The following is a 15396-nucleotide window of genomic DNA, read 5'->3' as shown; positions in this document are numbered from 1 at the left end:
CATGATCTGCCAGTCGTGCGTGTCCGCACGCTGGAGAGGATGATCCATGGCACCACCTGCCGCGAACCGACGGGCCTGGGCCGCCGTCGTCGCGCTGTCGCTGGCCGCGCTCGCGTTCGTCACCACCGAGCTGCTGCCGATCGGGCTGCTCACCCTGATGGCCGACGACCTGGACCGGTCGCGGTCCGAGGTCGGTCATCTGGTCACCTGGTACGCGGCCGTGGTGGTGCTGTTCTCGGTGCCGCTGACCCGTCTCACCCGCCGGATTCCGCGCCGAACCCTGCTCGGCGTGACCCTCGGGCTGTTCGCCGTGGCCAACCTGATCGCCGCGTTCGCCCCGTCGTTCGCGGTGCTGGCCGGGTCGCGCCTGCTGATCGGGCTGTGCCAGGCGCTGTTCTGGTCGATCGCCGCGGCCGCGGTCAACGACCCGTTCCCGCCCTCGGCCCGGGGCCGGGTGGTGGCGGTGTTCTCGGTCGGGACGGCGCTGGCCCCGGTGATCGGCGTGCCGGCCGGCACCTGGCTGGGGCAGCAGGCCGGCTGGCGGGCCGCGTTCGTGGCCGTCGCGGTGGTCGGGGTGGCGGTCACGGTGGCGGTGGTCGCGCTGGTGCCGTCCTATCCGCCGCAGGCCGGCGGCGCGGCCCGGGGCAGCGCGCCGGACCGGTCCGCCTTCCGGTGGCTGGTGGTGGCCACCACGCTCGGGGTGTGCGGCTATCTGACCTTCACCACGTACGTCACCCCGTTCCTGCTCGACGTCACCGGTGTGACGCCGGGCGCGCTGGCGCCGGTGCTGTTCGCCTCGGGCGCGGCCGGCGTGGCCGGCACGATGATCGTCGGGCATTTCCTGGACCGCCGGCCGGTCGCGGCCCGGCTGGTGCCCCTGGCCGTGGTGTCGTTCGCCCTGCTGGCCCTCTATCCCCTGGGCGCGGTGCCGGTGGCCGCGATCGCGCTGATCGCCGCCACCGGTGGTGGCTACTCCGCCTATCCGGCCGCCGCGCAGCACCGGATGTTGCAGGTGGCGCCGGCCAGCACGGACATGGCGTCGGCCTGGCTGAGCACGGCGTTCAATGTGGGCATCGCCGGTGGCTCGCTGCTCGGCGGCGCGGTGCTGCCCATCGCGGGCGCGAGGCCGCTGGCACTGATCGGCGGCCTGCTGGTGCTGGCCGCGCTGACCGTCCTGGCCGTCACCGCCCGCCGCGCGCGGCACGGCGACCGGCAAGCGATCCCCAGCGCGAGCACCGGTCGCATAACGCCATGATCAACACCGTATGCTCCCGCCGTGCCTCTGATCGTCCGGTTCCGGCTCGGCCGCGCCCGCATGACACTGCTCGCCCGGGCGGCCGTGGTGGGCTTGCTCAGCACCGTCCTGCCCCCGGTCGCCGGCGCCATCGGGCCGGCCTGGCTCGCCGTCGGCGGCGCCGGCCTGGCTCTGCTCGCCGTGCCGATCCTGCTTTCGGTGTTCCGGGTGCCGGTGCTCAGAGTGGACGAGGAGGGCATGCGGCTGGCGCTGGCCGGTGTCCGTCTTTCCTGGGCCGACATCGACTACGTCACCGAGGCGCCCGGGCAGGGCCATCCCGTGGTCCTGATTGTGCCGAAGGACGTGCCGGCCACGCTGCGCCAGATGCGGCCGTGGTCGCGGGCCGGAAGCCGGAAGGGCATCGCCAAGTACGGCACCCCGCTCGTCCTCGCGCGGGAGTTGACGGACGAGGCCCACGCCGAGATCCTGCCCGCCGTGGCCCGCTTCCGTCCCGCCCTGACCGCCGCGGTCGCGCCTTCGGCCGGTCCGGCGTGGCCGGTCGCGCCGAGCCCCGGGCCGGGTCCCGGCTGGAGGCCCGCGCGGACCCGGCGGCTTTCCGCCGGTGAACGCGTGGCCACCATCGCCGGCCTGGTCCTCCTGGTTCCGATCACGTTGCTGTCCGCCTTCCTCACACTGATCCTCCTCGCCTTGCTGATCACCGGCCACGACGAAGCCTCCGATGCGGTCTCCGGCATGCTGGCCAGCTTGGCGACGACGGCCGGGCTGAGCGTGGTCGTCTACCGCACCGTCCGCCGCCTCACTCGGGGCGGCTGACCACGACCGTCTTGCCGATGGCGGATCCCGCCTCGACGATGGCGTGGGCCTCGCGCAGGCCCGCGGCGTCGATGCCCTCGATGCGCCTGGTCATGGTGGTGTGCAGGACGCCCTCGTCGACCAGTTCGGCCACCCGGCTCAGGATGTCGTGCTGGGCGCGGCTGGTGGGGTCGTACAGCGCCCGGGTGAACATCAGCTCCCAGTGCCAGGCGATGCTCTTCGATTTCAGCGGCAGCAGATCCAGGCCGTCGGGCTCGTCGATGGCGACGATCGCGCCGTACGGGTGGACGATGTCGGCGAACGTCTCGATCATGCCGGCGGAGTGCGGGCTGAAGACGTAGTCGACGCCGCCGGGCAGGGCCTTGCGCAGGTCGCCGTGGTGGTCGACCACCCGGTGGGCGCCGCGGTCGAGGACGTACTTCTCGGAGTCGGGCCGTGACGCCGTACCGATGACCTCGAGGTCCGTCAGTTTCCGGGCCAACTGGACCAGGATCGAGCCGACGCCGCCGGCCGCGCCCAGCACCAGGATCGAGCCGGTGCCGGCCGCGGTCAGGCGCAGCCGGTCGAACAGCGCCTCCCACGCGGTCAGGGCGGTCAGCGGCAGCGCCGCCGCCTCGGCGAAGTCGAGCGAGGCCGGCTTGAGGCCCACGATCCGTTCGTCGACCACGTGGAACTGCGCATTTGTGCCTGGCCGGGCGATCGACCCGGCGTACCACACCTGGTCCCCGGGTTTGAAGAGCGTGACCGCCGCGCCCACCCCGGCCACGACGCCGGCCGCGTCGTAGCCGAGCACGCCGGAGCCGCCGCCGCGGCGCACCTTGACGTCGACCGGGTTGACCGAAACGGCCTCGATCCGCACCAGCAGGTCGTGCTCGCCGGGCTCGGGGACGGGCCGGGTGATGTCCTCCAGGACGTTGTCGCGGTAGCCGACCGCGCGCATCATGTCGCTCATGACCAGGACGGTATGCCGATGGCCCTAGTTACCGGCAAGGGATCTTAGTTCCCTTTGGGTACTACGATGGGCCGGTGACGACCGACTCCTGCTCCCGGCAGCACGACGTCTACGACGCGTCCTGCCCGTGCCGCCAGCTGCTCGACCTGCTGGCCAACAAGTGGAGCGCCCTCGCGCTGGGCGCCCTCGAGGACGGCCCGCGGCGCTTCGGAGCGCTGCGGGACCGCCTCGACGGCGTGAGCCCGAAAGTGCTCACCGCCACACTGCGACGGCTCGAGGAGCAAGGCTTGATCGACCGTACGGTCTACCCGTCCGTGCCGCTGCACGTGGAGTACGAGCTCACGGCTCTCGGGCAGGACGCGTGCGCACCGCTGGCCGCCCTGCGGCAGTGGGCGGTGGCCAACATCGACCGGTTCCCGGCGCTCACCGGAGCAGCGTGACCCGCCCGGTGTCCAGGTCGTAACGGGCGCCGGCGACCCGCAGCTCGCCCGCCGCCACATGCTCGGCGATCAGCTCGCTGCGCGCGGTCAGCGCCGCGACCTGTGCCACCACGTTGGCCCGGACGCCCCGCTCCACGACGTCGCCGGGGCCGCCGACGAGCGGCTCGACGATGGGGCGCAGCGCGTCGACGATCGCGCCGATGTGGCCGGGGGCGGCGCCGCCGCTCTCGATCGCGCCGACGGTGGCGCTGACGGCGCCGCAGCGCTCGTGGCCGAGCACCACGATCAGCGGGCAGCCGAACTCCTCGACCGCGAACTCGATGCTGCCCAGCAGCAGGTCGTCCACGATGTTGCCGGCCACCCGGTTGTCGAACAGGTCGCCCAGGCCCTGGTCGAACAGGACCTCGGGCGGCACGCGGGAGTCGGCGCAGCCGATCGTGACCGCGAACGGGTGCTGACCGGCCGCCACCTCGTGCAGGCGGTCGAGGCTCTGGTGCAGGTGGTGGGCGCGGCCCTCGACGAAGCGGCGGTTGCCGGCCAGCAGCCGTTCCAGGGGATCGTTGGGGTGGGTGGCGGCCGAGGCCGGTACGGCGGAAGCGCCGACCAGGCCGGCGACGGCTCCCGAGATGAGCAGGGAGCGGCGAGAAAGATCCATGAGCCTCGACATTAGTCAGTCAAGATGATCGATGCGGGCGGCCGTCAGGTGTCCGACACGAAGCTCCGCACGATCCGCTGCACCTCACGGAACCGCTCGGCCACGGCGTCGGCCTCCTCGGCCGAGGTGAACTGCCATCCCCGGAACGGCAGGTCGCCGCCGGTCGAGCGGAAGGTGAGCTGCTTGTTCCGGACGCCGACGTCGCCGAGCGTTCCGAGCTCGCGATAGCCGACGGGAGTCGCGTCCAGTTCCCAGTGCCGCGCCTGCGCGGGCGTGAAGACGATCTGGTTCCGCTTGGAGAACAGGTTCCAGCGCAGCATCAGCAGGCAGGTCTCGCCCGGTTCGAGCTGGCCGAGCGCGACGAGCTCGTCCAGCTGATCCCGGCCGACCGGATAGCGGGCGGTCAGGCCGTGGCCGAACGAGACGTGGTGCAAATGCTCGGCGATCGCGGCGGCGACCGGATCGCCGGCCTCCTCGATCGGCAGGAACAGGTGGCCGGCCAGCGCCAGCCGGGCCTCATCGGGCCGGCCGGCCCGCCAGAGGAGAGCGCCGAGCTGGAACAGGCCGTGCTTGGTGAGCTGTTCCCGAAAGGCGGTGATGAGCCCGGCGCGGTGGTCCGGCGGCAGGTCGCCCAGGGTCTCCGCGACCGTCGTGACGTCGGCGCCCGACTCCTGCAGGACGCGCTGGACCGTCGCCGGGGGGCCGTGCCGGGTCACGGCCGCGAGGACACGGCGGAGGTCGCCGGATGGCATCAGGGTCAGATGGTTCCGGAGGGCAGCCACGTTGTCGCGGCTGGCGAAGGTGTGGAAAGCCGAGACGACGGCGCTGATCGCGGGCGGCGGGAGGCTCGCGATGGTCCACGGTGGGGTGTCCCCGGACGCGAGCTCGGCCGCCACCACCAGGATCACGCAGTGGGCCAGGGCCGGAATCCGGGTGAGCACCGGGATGAGGGCGCGCCGCAGGCCGGGGTCGGTCCGGAAGGCCGACTTCGCGATCAGGGCGGCGCTGTCGTGGCGCGAGCCGAGCCACTCCGCGGCCAGCCGCCCCTCGCCGCGGGCCGACAGTTGCGCGAGGAAGCCGGCGAACTCGTCGTCCGGCAGGTTCGGGATCGCGCGCTCGACCGCGGCCGGCAGGTCGCCGCCCTGCTCACGGGCGAGGAGGTAGAAGCCGGCCAGAACCTCACCGCGGAGGCCGTCGATGAGCTTGCGCAGGAGCCCGGCGCGGTACGGCTCGGCCAGCCGGGCCGCCAGCTCGGCGAGCTCGTGATCGTCGCGGGCGCCGGCGGCCCAGCCGACCAGCTTGCCCGCGTCGCGCACGCGGCCGTGGTCGAGGAGGTGCTCGACGAGGCGGATCAGGCGCGCGGCCGAACCGGTCCTCGCGGCGGCGACGTACAGGCGTACGGCCTCGTTGCTCTCGTTTCTCCACAGCTCGGCGGCGATCGGCTCCAGCTCGTCCTCTCCCAGGCCGGCCAGCTCGCCGATCAGGGCCCTTCCCGGCTCGTCGAGATCCCCGCCGTCGCCGGCGAAGGCCAGCAGCAGGCGGGCCCGGACCGGCGCCGAAGCGGCTCGCCGGGCGGCGCGGACGGCGAGTTCGGCGGCCGGCGCCGCGAGACGCCGCCGGCTCATGTGCCGGGCGATCTCCGCGAGCTGCTCCGGCTCCCGGTCGACGATGGCCGGGATCGCCGCCGCGTACAGCCGGGCCGCCTCGCTGTCGCGGCCGGCCTCGCGCAGGGTGTCGGCGACCCGTGCCGCGTCCTGGCCCTTCAGGAGCTTGAGGGCCTGATCGACGGCGCTGTCGGCGGCGTCCGGCAGCCCGCGCGCGGACAGCGTCGACACGAGATCGATGACCCGGCCCGGGTGGCCCTCGGCGGCGAGACCGATCGCCTGCTGGAGCAGTTGGTCGCTCAGCCGGTGCCCGGCGCCCGGCCGGTCACGCAGACCGTGGATGACCTCGACGGTCCGCGCGGCGGCCCCGCCGGCGATCTCCCGCAGGAAATCGTCGGCGAGGTGCCCGGCCTCCATCTCGCGGAGCAGTTCGAGGATCGCCCAGATGTCGGCGAACGGCCGCGCCGAGGCGCCCCGCAGCACGAGCCGGGCGTCCGCCCCGGCCAGCCGCAACAGCAGGCCGGCCACCTCCTGGTCGGGTTTGCGCCGGCCGGCTTCCTGCAGGAGCAGCTCGGCCTGAGCCGCCCGCCCGGCCGCCCGCTCGTCCCGGACGCTGGTGATCAGAGCCGCCGGCGAGGCCGGCAATTCGACGAGGAAGGCGGAGCCGTCGTCGGGCGTGGGAGCGGCCGGCGGTTCGGCCGACCAGCGGTTGCGGGTGAGCACGATGGTCGCGCCCGCGTGGCGGGCCCGTTGCTGGGGCCGGGGACGGCCCTTGGCCAGCAGCTCGCGGTGCATCTGCCAGAAGACCTGGTCGACCGCGATGAGCTCGGGGGCGTCCTCGATGCCCTCCTCAAGGATCTTGACGAGCTCGCCGGTGAACGCGGTGTAGGTCTCGCCGGGCGGGGCCAGCGCGGTCTTCGTCTCGGCCGCCGCCACCAGCAGATAGCTGCCCTCGACGGCGGCCCGGTCGGCCAGGGCGTCGTCCCCGGGCATGCCGCCTCTCATGGCACGGGCGCTGTAGCAGCAGTCCAGGATGATCACTTTGGACGACCGCTTGTGGTGGCGCTGCACCTGACGGCGTACGTCATCGAACCGGATCGCTGTGAAGGGCTTGGCCGTGTCCGTGCCCGGAAGCGCGAGCAGCAGGTCGTCGCCGTCGTCGAGCAGGCCATGGCCGGCGTAGTAGACCAGCAGCGTGTCGCTCGCCGCGGCCGCCGCCCGGTGGATCTCCTCGAGGGCCTCGCCCGGTGACGCCGGTTCGGGCACCACCACGACGTGTTCGGCCGGCAGGCCCCACACCCGCTCGTCGCCGAGCAGCTCGGCCAGGCGCTCCAGGTTGGCGGTGACGGCCGGAAGGTCCTCCATGAAGGCGAAGCGCGACGCGCCGATCAGCACCGCCCGGGAGCGGGCGGGGTCGGGAAGTCTCACCGTTGCCCGTCGCGCAGGGCCTCGAGGACCCGCTGGATGGTCTCCTCGTCGGCGTCCTCGGCGGTGATCTCGACGTCACCCTGCTTGAAGGTGATCTTCGGGGCCTCGCCGCGGTCCTTGGAGGTGCGCCACTGCCGGTACGAGAGCAGCAGCGCGGCGATCGCTGTCGCGTTGCTGAGGATCACGTCGATCAGGTCGAGCGGGCTCTGCGCCCCCGGGCGGGTGCCGGAGGCGCCGAGCGACGCTTCGAAGTCGTCGGCCTCGAGCCACTCGGCCAGGCTGTGCAGGCTCGGGTCGTCGCTGGACGTGATCTGGATCAGCATGGGATCAATGGTGCGCCCGGACAGCAACCCCCACACTCGACCGAGTGGCCATCTCGCACTCCTCGGTGACGATGGCGATGAACCGGCGTTCGCGCCGGTTGGCCTTGGTCGACCAGCCGTCGCTGACGTCGGCCCACCACTTCTGCGCCTCGGGCTTGGCGAACAGGTCGGCGAGATTGAACCGCAGAGCCTTCTCGTCCATCTGTCCCATGTGCCACAGCGTGTTCCAGTGCGCGACCCAGATACTCATACCGATGGCCGTCATCCGATCGTCGCCGGCCGACCGGCCGGTCGCGTTGTAGTCCAGCTCGGGATGATCCAGCATCAGTTTGATCAGTTCGAAGTGCCGTTCGCGGATGTCGGTCATCTGCGTGGCGCGGGTCTGCTGTTGCTGGGCCGCGAGGAAGATCGCCACGGCGAGCAGTGCGGCGATCGACGCGATTGTCGGTAGATCGATCATCTCGACTCTCTGTTCGTTCGGGCGCCGTGTGGCCCCGTCGTCCGGGTCTCCGGCTGACGCGAACGGCGAGTCACGGCTGGGGGGCCTCGACGGAAACTCTCACGCGATCGAGGTCGCCACAAGGCGTAGTCGCACACCCTGTCCGTCGCATGCGGCCTGACTAGCCTTCGGCAGTCAAGTGCTTGTTTGTGTACGGAGCGTGCGCGTACCGGACACTGTCGGGTGACCGACACGCAGCTCATGCTCCCGCGCCCAGGAATCCACTGTAGACAGACCGGACACCTTTTCCCGGGCCGGATCGCACCGGAGGTCTGTTCCGGTAACCGTAAGCCGGGGATAATGGCGAAGTGCGCTTAACGCCCTTATGGGACTTCCGAGGCGTAGCCTTCGAGGCTAGTTAACCTCACCTAAAGTAGCCTTGTAAACACATTGGGTGAATGACTTATGGGAACGGGCGCGGACGGGCAGAATCCGGGCATGACCGCCACCAAGATCCTGCTGTCCGAATCGGAGATGCCGCGGAACTGGTACAACCTCGTGCCCGATCTGCCCAGCCCGCCGCCCCCGGTGCTGCATCCGGGAACACTCCAGCCGGTCGGCCCCGGCGACCTCGCCCCGCTGTTCCCGATGGCCCTGATCGAGCAGGAGGTGACCACCGAACGCTACGTCCCGATCCCCGACGAGGTGCTCGACGTCTACCGGCTGTGGCGGCCGTCCCCGCTGTTCCGCGCCCACCGCCTGGAGAAAGCCCTCGGCACCCCAGCCAAGATCTATTACAAGTACGAGGGTGTGTCGCCGGCCGGCTCGCACAAGCCGAACACCGCGGTGCCGCAGGCCTTCTACAACGCCGCCGCGGGCATCCGCCGCCTGACCACCGAGACCGGCGCCGGCCAGTGGGGCACGGCGCTGGCCTTCGCCAGCGCGCAGTTCGGTCTCGAGTGCGAGATCTGGCAGGTGCGGGCGTCGTACGACCAGAAGCCGTACCGCAAAATGATGATCGAGACCTTCGGCGGGACCATCCACCCGTCACCGTCCCCACTCACCGAGGCCGGCCGCCAGATCCTGGCCGCCGACCCGGACTCTCCCGGCTCGCTGGGCATCGCGATCAGCGAGGCGGTCGAGGTGGCCGCGCAGAACGCCGACACCAACTACGCGCTGGGCAGCGTGCTCAACCACGTGCTGCTGCACCAGACGGTCATCGGCGAGGAGGCGCTGCTGCAACTGGCCAAAGTAGGCGACGTGCCCGACGTGATCGTCGGCTGCACCGGCGGCGGCTCCAACTTCGCCGGCCTGGCCTTCCCGTTCCTGCGCGAGAAACTGGCCGGCCGCATCGACCCGGTGATCCGCGCCGTCGAGCCGGCCGCCTGCCCGTCGCTGACCAAGGGCGTCTACGCGTACGACTTCGGCGACACGGCCGGCATGACCCCGCTGATGAAGATGCACACCCTGGGCCACGACTTCATCCCCGACCCGATCCACGCGGGCGGCCTGCGCTACCACGGCATGTCCCCGCTGATCAGCCACGTCTACGAGCTGGGCCTGATCGAGGCGGTGGCCAAGGACCAGCGCGAGTGCTTCGAGGCCGGCGTGGCCTTCGCCCGCAGCGAGGGCATCATCCCCGCTCCCGAGCCCACCCACGCGCTGGCCGCCTGCGTCGAGGAGGCCCTGCGCTGCAAGGAGACCGGCGAGGAGAAGGTGATCCTGACCGCCCTGTGCGGCCACGGCCACCTCGACCTGCCGGCGTACGGCCGCTTCCTGGCCGGCGAGATGGTCGACCACGAGCTGTCCAGCGACGCCGTCAAGCAGGCCATGGCCAAGCTCCCGGCCGTCCCGGCCTGACAACGCCGCCGCGGGGCCCCCCCCCCCGCCGGCCCGGCCCCCCCCCCCCCCCGGCCCCCCCCCCCCCCGGGGGGCCGCGCCCGGTCCACACCAGCCGGCCGAACAGGTCGAGGCGATGCTCGATTCTCGCCCTCTCTCCCCGGTCCTGACCTCGACACCCGGCGTCGGAGCCCGGGCCGCAGCCCGGATCCTGCTCGAAGCCGGCGACATCGCCACGCTCCCGGCCTCGCGCTGAGGCGAACCACTGTGTATCAGTGACTACATGGCGTGATGTACCAGCCCTTCTGTGGCGCCCGGATCCGCCAAGATGAGTGCGGCTCATCAGCCTGGAACGACGCCGTTCGGTCAAGGCGGAGCCGCCGATTCAACCGTCGCGTCGGTTCGTTTCGAGTAGCACATTGCGGCGGCCCTCCGCAGGCGGCTCGAAACCTCGTGGAATCTTTTCCGCTACGTGGCAGGAATGGGAGCCGCAGAGGACCGGGAGCCTGTTTCCGTTTCTCCTGACAATTATGGTCCGAGTGGTTTGAGCGAGTTTTCGCGCCCGGGTGGGGGCGGGTTCGCGGTGTTTCGCGGCGCGCCGGGGGCGTGTGGTCGAGGTCCGCTCGGATGTTGCCGACTCGGTGGGTGCGCTGCTGTCGACGTTGGTCGCCGGCGGCGTCGTAGTTTCAGCGTGGGTGGTTTTGGCGGCCGTCGCCGGGTCTTGACGAGCGTGGGCGGGTGCGGCCGGACTCGCTGGGCCGCCGCCCCAGCCTGCACCGCCCGGATCAGGGCCGACCGGGCCTGCACCGCCCGGATCAGGGCCGACAGGGCCTGCGGTGACCGGATCGAGGCCGGCCCGGTTTGGGGTGGGCACGCCGGTCGGGCTGACGGCGGTCGGGTCGGGAGTGGCCCGGCCTGCCGGGGCGAGTGGGCGGCGGTGACGTGGTCGGTAGGGGCGGGGTGGCGCCAAGGGCGGCATCGGGGTGTCGCCGTGCAGGCTGCGCCACTTTCGGGTGTGGCGTTGTATCAATCCGTGTTGCCGGCGTTCGTGGTGGTCGCGGCGGAATTCCTCCTCGCCGGCGGAATAGTTACGGCGCTTGGTGGGGTCACGCCATTGAGCTATCTGCGTCTGGTTGAAAAACTGCATCTGACCCCGTATCCGGCCCATGAGTTATTCTCCCGCAGACGACGCCGGAGCGGTAATAGCGAAAATGTGCCACATTCATACGGGCGCCAAGCCGGCCGACCGTTCCTCAAGACGACACAGCCGCTGACCGGGCGGCGGCGCAACGTAAGGTTGCGCCGCCGGTCCGGGCGGGTCAGGACAGGTTGATGTAGTCGAGTTCGGCGAAACCGGTGCCGCCGGCGAAGTTCGGGGCGCCCTTCGCGAGGCGGATCACGTTGTAACCGGCGTTCAGGGTGACGGTGGTGGTGACCGTCGAGCCGAAGACGCCCCAGGTGGCGGTCGGTGGGTAGCTGACCGTTGAATACGCGCCGCCGTTGTAGGCCAGGCCCTGAGTCGCGGTGGCGCCGGTGCCGTTGGCGTAGCCGATCGTCATCGTGTACGCGCGGGCGGACGGCACGTTGACGATGAAGTCGGCGAACGACTGGCTGCGCATGTCGGCCGCGCCGTCCAGGCGGCCCACGTAGCCGCCATTTGAGGCCGATGTCGCCGGCAGGCGGGCGGCGTTGACCACGGTGGCGTTCTCCGCCTCGTACCTCTGCTGCCACGTGGGCACGCCCGAAGTGGGGGTGATGAGCAGCTGGTACGAGTCCCAGGCGTGCATGCCGGTGACGGGCACGCTGATGGCGCCGCCGGAGACCGTGTAGGTCGCCGCCGACACCGCGATGGGCGCGCCCTGGTTGGTGGTGCGGCCGGTGGTTCCGCTGCGGGTCAGGGTCGCGCGCACCTGCGAGCCGAGGCCGGCCAGGCCGGTCACCCGCACGGTGTTGTTGCCGCTGTCGCCTCCGAAGACGACATTCACCGTCTTACGGCTGCTGTCGTACGACGCCACGCCCTCCAGCCATGAGCCGGGCACCGTCTGGACGATGGTGCCCGACATGTCGCCGTACCACTTGTAGGTCCAGTAGGAGGAGGTCGGCGCGTTGTTGTGCAGCAGGCCGTTGAGCGTGCCCGCCTCGTACCAGTAGGCGCGCTCGGCGCTGCGTACGCCGTGCCTTTCGAAGACGGCCATGTAGTGCACGGCCACGCTGGGGATGTCCACTTGCGACGGCGAGGCGTACTCGTTGATCGAGATGGGCCGTGGGGAGATGCCCAGGGACTGCTCGATGGCCCGGTAGTCGGCGATGTGGGCCTGGAGGTTGAGGTAGCTGTCGTTGTCGAGCTCGTGCCAGACGATCACGTCGGGCAGCGTGTTCGTGTTCCGCGCGTTGGTCAGGAAGTCGGCCATCCAGGTGTGGTTGTAGATCGAGTGGCTCGGGCCGACGATCGGGGTGACCGCGTCCAGCGAGCGGATCAGCCGGTGGGTGCGGGTCCAGCCGGCCGCGAACGTGCCGGCCGACGCCGTGTTCCACGTCCAGTCGGGTTCGTTCCACAGCTCGTAGCCGTCGATGTTGGTGGTGCCGGTCGCGGCCAGCCGGGCCTGCACCATGGTGCGGACCTTCGACTCCCAGTCGGCCCAGCTCACCCAGCGGTACGGGAAGTTGGGGTAGATGTCGGGCAGGCGCAGGAACTGCTGGGCGCCGGCGCCGGTCACCTTGCCCGCGACCAGCAGGCCGTCGCAGCACGGGGTGGTGGCGCCGTTGCCGAGCTGCTGGGTGCCGGGCGGGGGCTGGGTCAGGTGGTTCATCTTGAGCGGGTACATCAGGTTCAGCGGGGGCTTGCTGCCGGTGTCGACGGCGTACAGGCCGCCGGAGGCCACGTGGGTGACCGGCCGGACGGGCGTGCCGACGTTGACGGTCAGCGTGTTGCCGGCCGCGAGGGCGGGTGCGGCCGGGGTGAGCAGGGCCAGGACGGCGAGGGTCACGGCGGTTCTTCGGTAGCGCACGGTTTCACCTCTCAGGGGGATGGTGTTGCCAAGGGGATCCAGACCCGCATGGGACCGGGCCTGCGGTTGGCCCACAGGAAATAGGGGATGGCGTCGACGTCGCCGGTGCGCAGCCGCACCCGCAGGGTGACCGGGGTGATTCCGTGGTCGTGGTGAACGGCGACGGGTGGCGCTGTGGTGTCGAGTTCCAGGTCTTCGAACACGACCTCCGGAGACGGCGGCAGGTCGGCGTGCTCGAGGCAGTAGACGAGAGGGCCGCGGGCGAGGGCGGCCGTGCCGCGGACGGCGTCGACCCGGCGGTGGGCGGTGACCAGCCGCGGCGGCATCGCCAGAACGAGCTCCACGCGGTCGCCGGCCTGCCAGTCCCGGTCCACGTGCAGGTAGCCGTCGCCCGTGGCCGAAGGCGTGACCGACAGCCGGGCGTCGTCGCACCACGCCGGCACCCTCAGCGAGAGCGTCCACCGGCCGGTGGTCCGCACGGTGATCGTGATCCGGCCGTCCCAGGGATAGTCCGTCGCGATCTCGACGGTGCGCCCGGCGTGGCTGATGACGCCGGCGGCGTACAGATGGATCTGAAGTCCGCCGGCGTCGCCGGTGGCGAGATAGGCGTGCAGCGAGGCCATCAGCCGGGCCAGGTTGGGCGGGCAGCAGGCGCAGGAGTACCAGGCGAGGCGTTGCGACGGCGCGTCCTCGTCCGAACCGTCGTGGCCGGTGCGCAGTTGCAGCGGGTTGGAGTAGAAGAACGCGCGCCCGTCCAGGGCCGTGCTGCCGGCGATCCCGTTGTGCAGCACGCGTTCCATCTCGTCGGCGTACTTCACCTTCCCGGTGGCCAGCAGCAGGCGCCAGGCCAGCTGGAAACTGCCGATCGCGGCGCAGGTCTCGGCGTACGCCCGGTCCGGCGGCAGCTCGTACGGATCCCCGTACGACTCGTCGCGGTGCCGCGAGCCCTGCCCGCCGGTGATGTAGGTGCGGCTGTCCTGGGCCGAGTCCCACAGCCGTTCAGCGGCAGCCAGCAGCTCACGGTCGCCGGTCTCCACGGCGACGTCGACCGCGCCGGCGAGAAGATAGAGCTGCCGTACGACGTGACCGGCGACCTCGGTGGCCGAGCGCACCGGCTCGTGGTCCTGATAGTTGCGGGGGCCGAAGCGTCCCCCGGCGACCATGCCGTGGCCGCGGTTGTCGATGAGCCGGGCCGCCAGGTCGAGGTACGGGCGGTGCCCGGTGACCCGGTAGAGCTCGACCAGCGCCGTCTCGGCCTCCGGGTGGCCGTCGATCTCGCGGGAGCCGCCGAACCGCCGTACGAGAAGATCGGCGAACTTGCGGGCGACCTGGATGACCTGCTGCGCGGCCGGGGTGGCGGGCGCCGACCGCGCCGCCGCCACGGCCGCCTGGATGAGATGGCCGGCGGTGTACATCTCGTGGCTGAAGTGCAGCTCGGCCCACTGCTTGTCGCGGCGCTCCGGGTCCTGGTAGTAGGAGTCCAGATAGCCGTCGGCGTCCTGGGCCTTCTCCAGCAGGCCCGCGGCCTCCTCCACGAAGCCGCTCGCCGTCGAGGACCAGAAGGCGGCCTCCAGGCTCTTGTGGACGTCGGTGTCGGCGAACCACATGCCGGTGAACTCGCCGTCGGCGTCGCCGGTGACGCGGCGCAGGTTGGCCAGGTTGCCGTGGGCGCGCAGCTGGTCGACGCAGTGCGGCAGGGTGGACTCGGCGTTGCGGGCCTGCCAGCCGCCGAGCAGGCCGTCACCGAGCCGGACCGCGCTCGCGGGCAGCGGGTGCAGCGCCGCGAGGGCGCCGGGCGTGGGCACGACGGGGCCGTGGATGTCGGTCATGGGTGTGTCCTCAGTCCTTCACGGCGCCGGCGGTGACGCCGGCCGCGACGTAACGCTGGGCCAGGATGAGCAGCAGCGTGGCCGGGAGGGAGGCGACCACGGCGGTGGCCATGATCGCGTTCCACTGCTGGTTGTTGTTGCCGATGTACTGGTAGATGCCGAGGGTGATGGGCCGGTGGGCGCCGCCGCCGTCGAGCGTGGTGGCGAAGACGAAGTCGGACCACGCCCACAGGAAGGCGAACAGGCTGACCGTGACGATCGCGTTGCGGCTGACCGGGAGGATCACCGAGAGGAAGGTCCGCCATTTCGAGGCGCCGTCGATCAGCGCCGCGTTGATCAGCTCGTCCGGGATGCCGGACATGAACGCGGTGAAGATGAGCACGCCGAACGGGACCGCGATGGTGGAGTCGGCCAGGATCAGGCCGGGCACCGTGTTGAGCACGCCGAGGCGCAGGTAGATGGCGTAGAAGCCCATCGCCATGATGATGCCGGGGATCATCTGGGCGATCAGCAGCACGAAGCCGAGCGCACCGCCGCCGGGCGGGCGCAGCTTGGCCAGCGCGTAACCGGCCGGCGCGGACAGCAGCAGGGTGAGCGCGACGGTGCCGAGCCCGACGAGCAGGCTGGTGCCGAGGTACGGCATCTGCTGGTCGAGAACCGCGCGATAGCCCTCGAGGGTGCCGTTGACCGGGAACAGGTGGGGCGGGTCGGCCCGCATGTCGGTGTCCCTGGTGAAGGACACGTTGACCATCCAGTAGACCGGGAACAACATGATCGCCGTCAGCACGATGCCGACGCCGGTCGTGACGTG

At 71.3% G+C, this 15396-nt stretch carries 12 protein-coding genes; 4 read left to right on the top strand and 8 right to left on the bottom strand.

From position 1 onward, the window contains the following. Positions 1–46: 46 nt before the first annotated feature. On the top strand, positions 47–1255 hold the full coding sequence (locus ACFY36_RS16355) for an MFS transporter (protein ID WP_499746774.1): 1209 nt from the start codon (positions 47–49) through the stop codon (positions 1253–1255). Positions 1256–1276: 21 nt separating this feature from the next. Continuing rightward, positions 1277–2068, top strand: coding sequence for a hypothetical protein (locus ACFY36_RS16350; RefSeq protein WP_499746773.1), 792 nt, complete (start codon positions 1277–1279; stop codon positions 2066–2068). Here ACFY36_RS16350 and ACFY36_RS16345 read toward each other — a convergent pair. Next, on the bottom strand, positions 2052–3020 hold the full coding sequence (locus tag ACFY36_RS16345) for a zinc-binding alcohol dehydrogenase family protein (RefSeq protein ID WP_499746772.1): 969 nt from the start codon (positions 3018–3020) through the stop codon (positions 2052–2054). The genes ACFY36_RS16350 and ACFY36_RS16345 overlap by 17 nt on opposite strands. Positions 3021–3094: 74 nt before the next feature. Here ACFY36_RS16345 and ACFY36_RS16340 point away from each other — a divergent pair, with 74 nt between their 5' ends. Next, complete coding sequence (locus ACFY36_RS16340; RefSeq protein WP_498687035.1) at positions 3095–3460, top strand: winged helix-turn-helix transcriptional regulator; 366 nt, start codon at positions 3095–3097, stop codon at positions 3458–3460. Here ACFY36_RS16340 and ACFY36_RS16335 read toward each other — a convergent pair. From ACFY36_RS16335 to ACFY36_RS16320, 4 genes are read right to left on the bottom strand one after another with little or no spacing between them, the layout of a single operon-like run. Next, positions 3444–4115 carry a carbonic anhydrase gene (locus ACFY36_RS16335; protein ID WP_499746771.1) on the bottom strand — a complete coding sequence of 224 codons (672 nt, stop codon included), beginning with the start codon at positions 4113–4115 and terminating at the stop codon, positions 3444–3446. The genes ACFY36_RS16340 and ACFY36_RS16335 overlap by 17 nt on opposite strands. Positions 4116–4159: 44 nt before the next feature. Further along, positions 4160–7147 carry a caspase, EACC1-associated type gene (locus ACFY36_RS16330; RefSeq protein ID WP_499746770.1) on the bottom strand — a complete coding sequence of 996 codons (2988 nt, stop codon included), beginning with the start codon at positions 7145–7147 and terminating at the stop codon, positions 4160–4162. Continuing rightward, positions 7144–7470 carry an effector-associated constant component EACC1 gene (locus ACFY36_RS16325; protein WP_499746769.1) on the bottom strand — a complete coding sequence of 109 codons (327 nt, stop codon included), beginning with the start codon at positions 7468–7470 and terminating at the stop codon, positions 7144–7146. Before ACFY36_RS16325 ends, ACFY36_RS16330 begins: the two co-directional genes overlap by 4 nt. A 4-nt stretch (positions 7471–7474) precedes the next feature. Continuing rightward, entirely contained in the window at positions 7475–7930 is a 456-nt protein-coding gene (locus tag ACFY36_RS16320; RefSeq protein ID WP_499746768.1) for a DUF6082 family protein, read from the bottom strand. Between the two features lie 477 nt (positions 7931–8407). Here ACFY36_RS16320 and ACFY36_RS16315 point away from each other — a divergent pair, with 477 nt between their 5' ends. Further along, on the top strand, positions 8408–9769 hold the full coding sequence (locus ACFY36_RS16315) for a TrpB-like pyridoxal phosphate-dependent enzyme (RefSeq protein ID WP_499746767.1): 1362 nt from the start codon (positions 8408–8410) through the stop codon (positions 9767–9769). A 1298-nt stretch (positions 9770–11067) separates the two neighbouring features. Here ACFY36_RS16315 and ACFY36_RS16310 read toward each other — a convergent pair. From ACFY36_RS16310 to ACFY36_RS16300, 3 genes are read right to left on the bottom strand one after another with little or no spacing between them, the layout of a single operon-like run. Next, positions 11068–12756 (bottom strand): carbohydrate-binding protein, encoded by a 1689-nt coding sequence (locus ACFY36_RS16310; RefSeq protein WP_499746766.1) that lies wholly within the window; start codon positions 12754–12756, stop codon positions 11068–11070. A gap of 11 nt (positions 12757–12767) precedes the next feature. Next, on the bottom strand, positions 12768–14585 hold the full coding sequence (locus tag ACFY36_RS16305; protein WP_499746765.1) for a glycoside hydrolase family 127 protein: 1818 nt from the start codon (positions 14583–14585) through the stop codon (positions 12768–12770). 10 nt (positions 14586–14595) lie between these two features. Then, on the bottom strand, positions 14596–15357 hold the full coding sequence (locus tag ACFY36_RS16300; protein WP_499746814.1) for a carbohydrate ABC transporter permease: 762 nt from the start codon (positions 15355–15357) through the stop codon (positions 14596–14598). Positions 15358–15396: the final 39 nt, after the last annotated feature.

The sequence above is a fragment of the Actinoplanes sp. NPDC000266 genome (genome assembly GCF_042899005.1).
Lineage (GTDB): Bacteria > Actinomycetota > Actinomycetes > Mycobacteriales > Micromonosporaceae > Actinoplanes.
The sequence above is the reverse complement of the archived record's forward strand: the minus strand, read 5'-3'. Positions and strand labels throughout refer to the sequence as shown.

What these genes read in the sequence shown, in the direction of transcription:
- ACFY36_RS16315 (WP_499746767.1), top strand. Translation starts at nt 8,408, where the DNA reads ATGACCGCCACCAAGATCCTGCTGTCCGAATCGGAGATGCCGCGGAAC.
- ACFY36_RS16335 (WP_499746771.1), bottom strand. Translation starts at nt 4,115, where the DNA reads ATGGATCTTTCTCGCCGCTCCCTGCTCATCTCGGGAGCCGTCGCCGGC.
- ACFY36_RS16300 (WP_499746814.1), bottom strand. Translation starts at nt 15,357, where the DNA reads ATGTTGTTCCCGGTCTACTGGATGGTCAACGTGTCCTTCACCAGGGAC.
- ACFY36_RS16345 (WP_499746772.1), bottom strand. Translation starts at nt 3,020, where the DNA reads ATGAGCGACATGATGCGCGCGGTCGGCTACCGCGACAACGTCCTGGAG.
- ACFY36_RS16320 (WP_499746768.1), bottom strand. Translation starts at nt 7,930, where the DNA reads ATGATCGATCTACCGACAATCGCGTCGATCGCCGCACTGCTCGCCGTG.
- ACFY36_RS16305 (WP_499746765.1), bottom strand. Translation starts at nt 14,585, where the DNA reads ATGACCGACATCCACGGCCCCGTCGTGCCCACGCCCGGCGCCCTCGCG.
- ACFY36_RS16355 (WP_499746774.1), top strand. Translation starts at nt 47, where the DNA reads ATGGCACCACCTGCCGCGAACCGACGGGCCTGGGCCGCCGTCGTCGCG.
- ACFY36_RS16325 (WP_499746769.1), bottom strand. Translation starts at nt 7,470, where the DNA reads ATGCTGATCCAGATCACGTCCAGCGACGACCCGAGCCTGCACAGCCTG.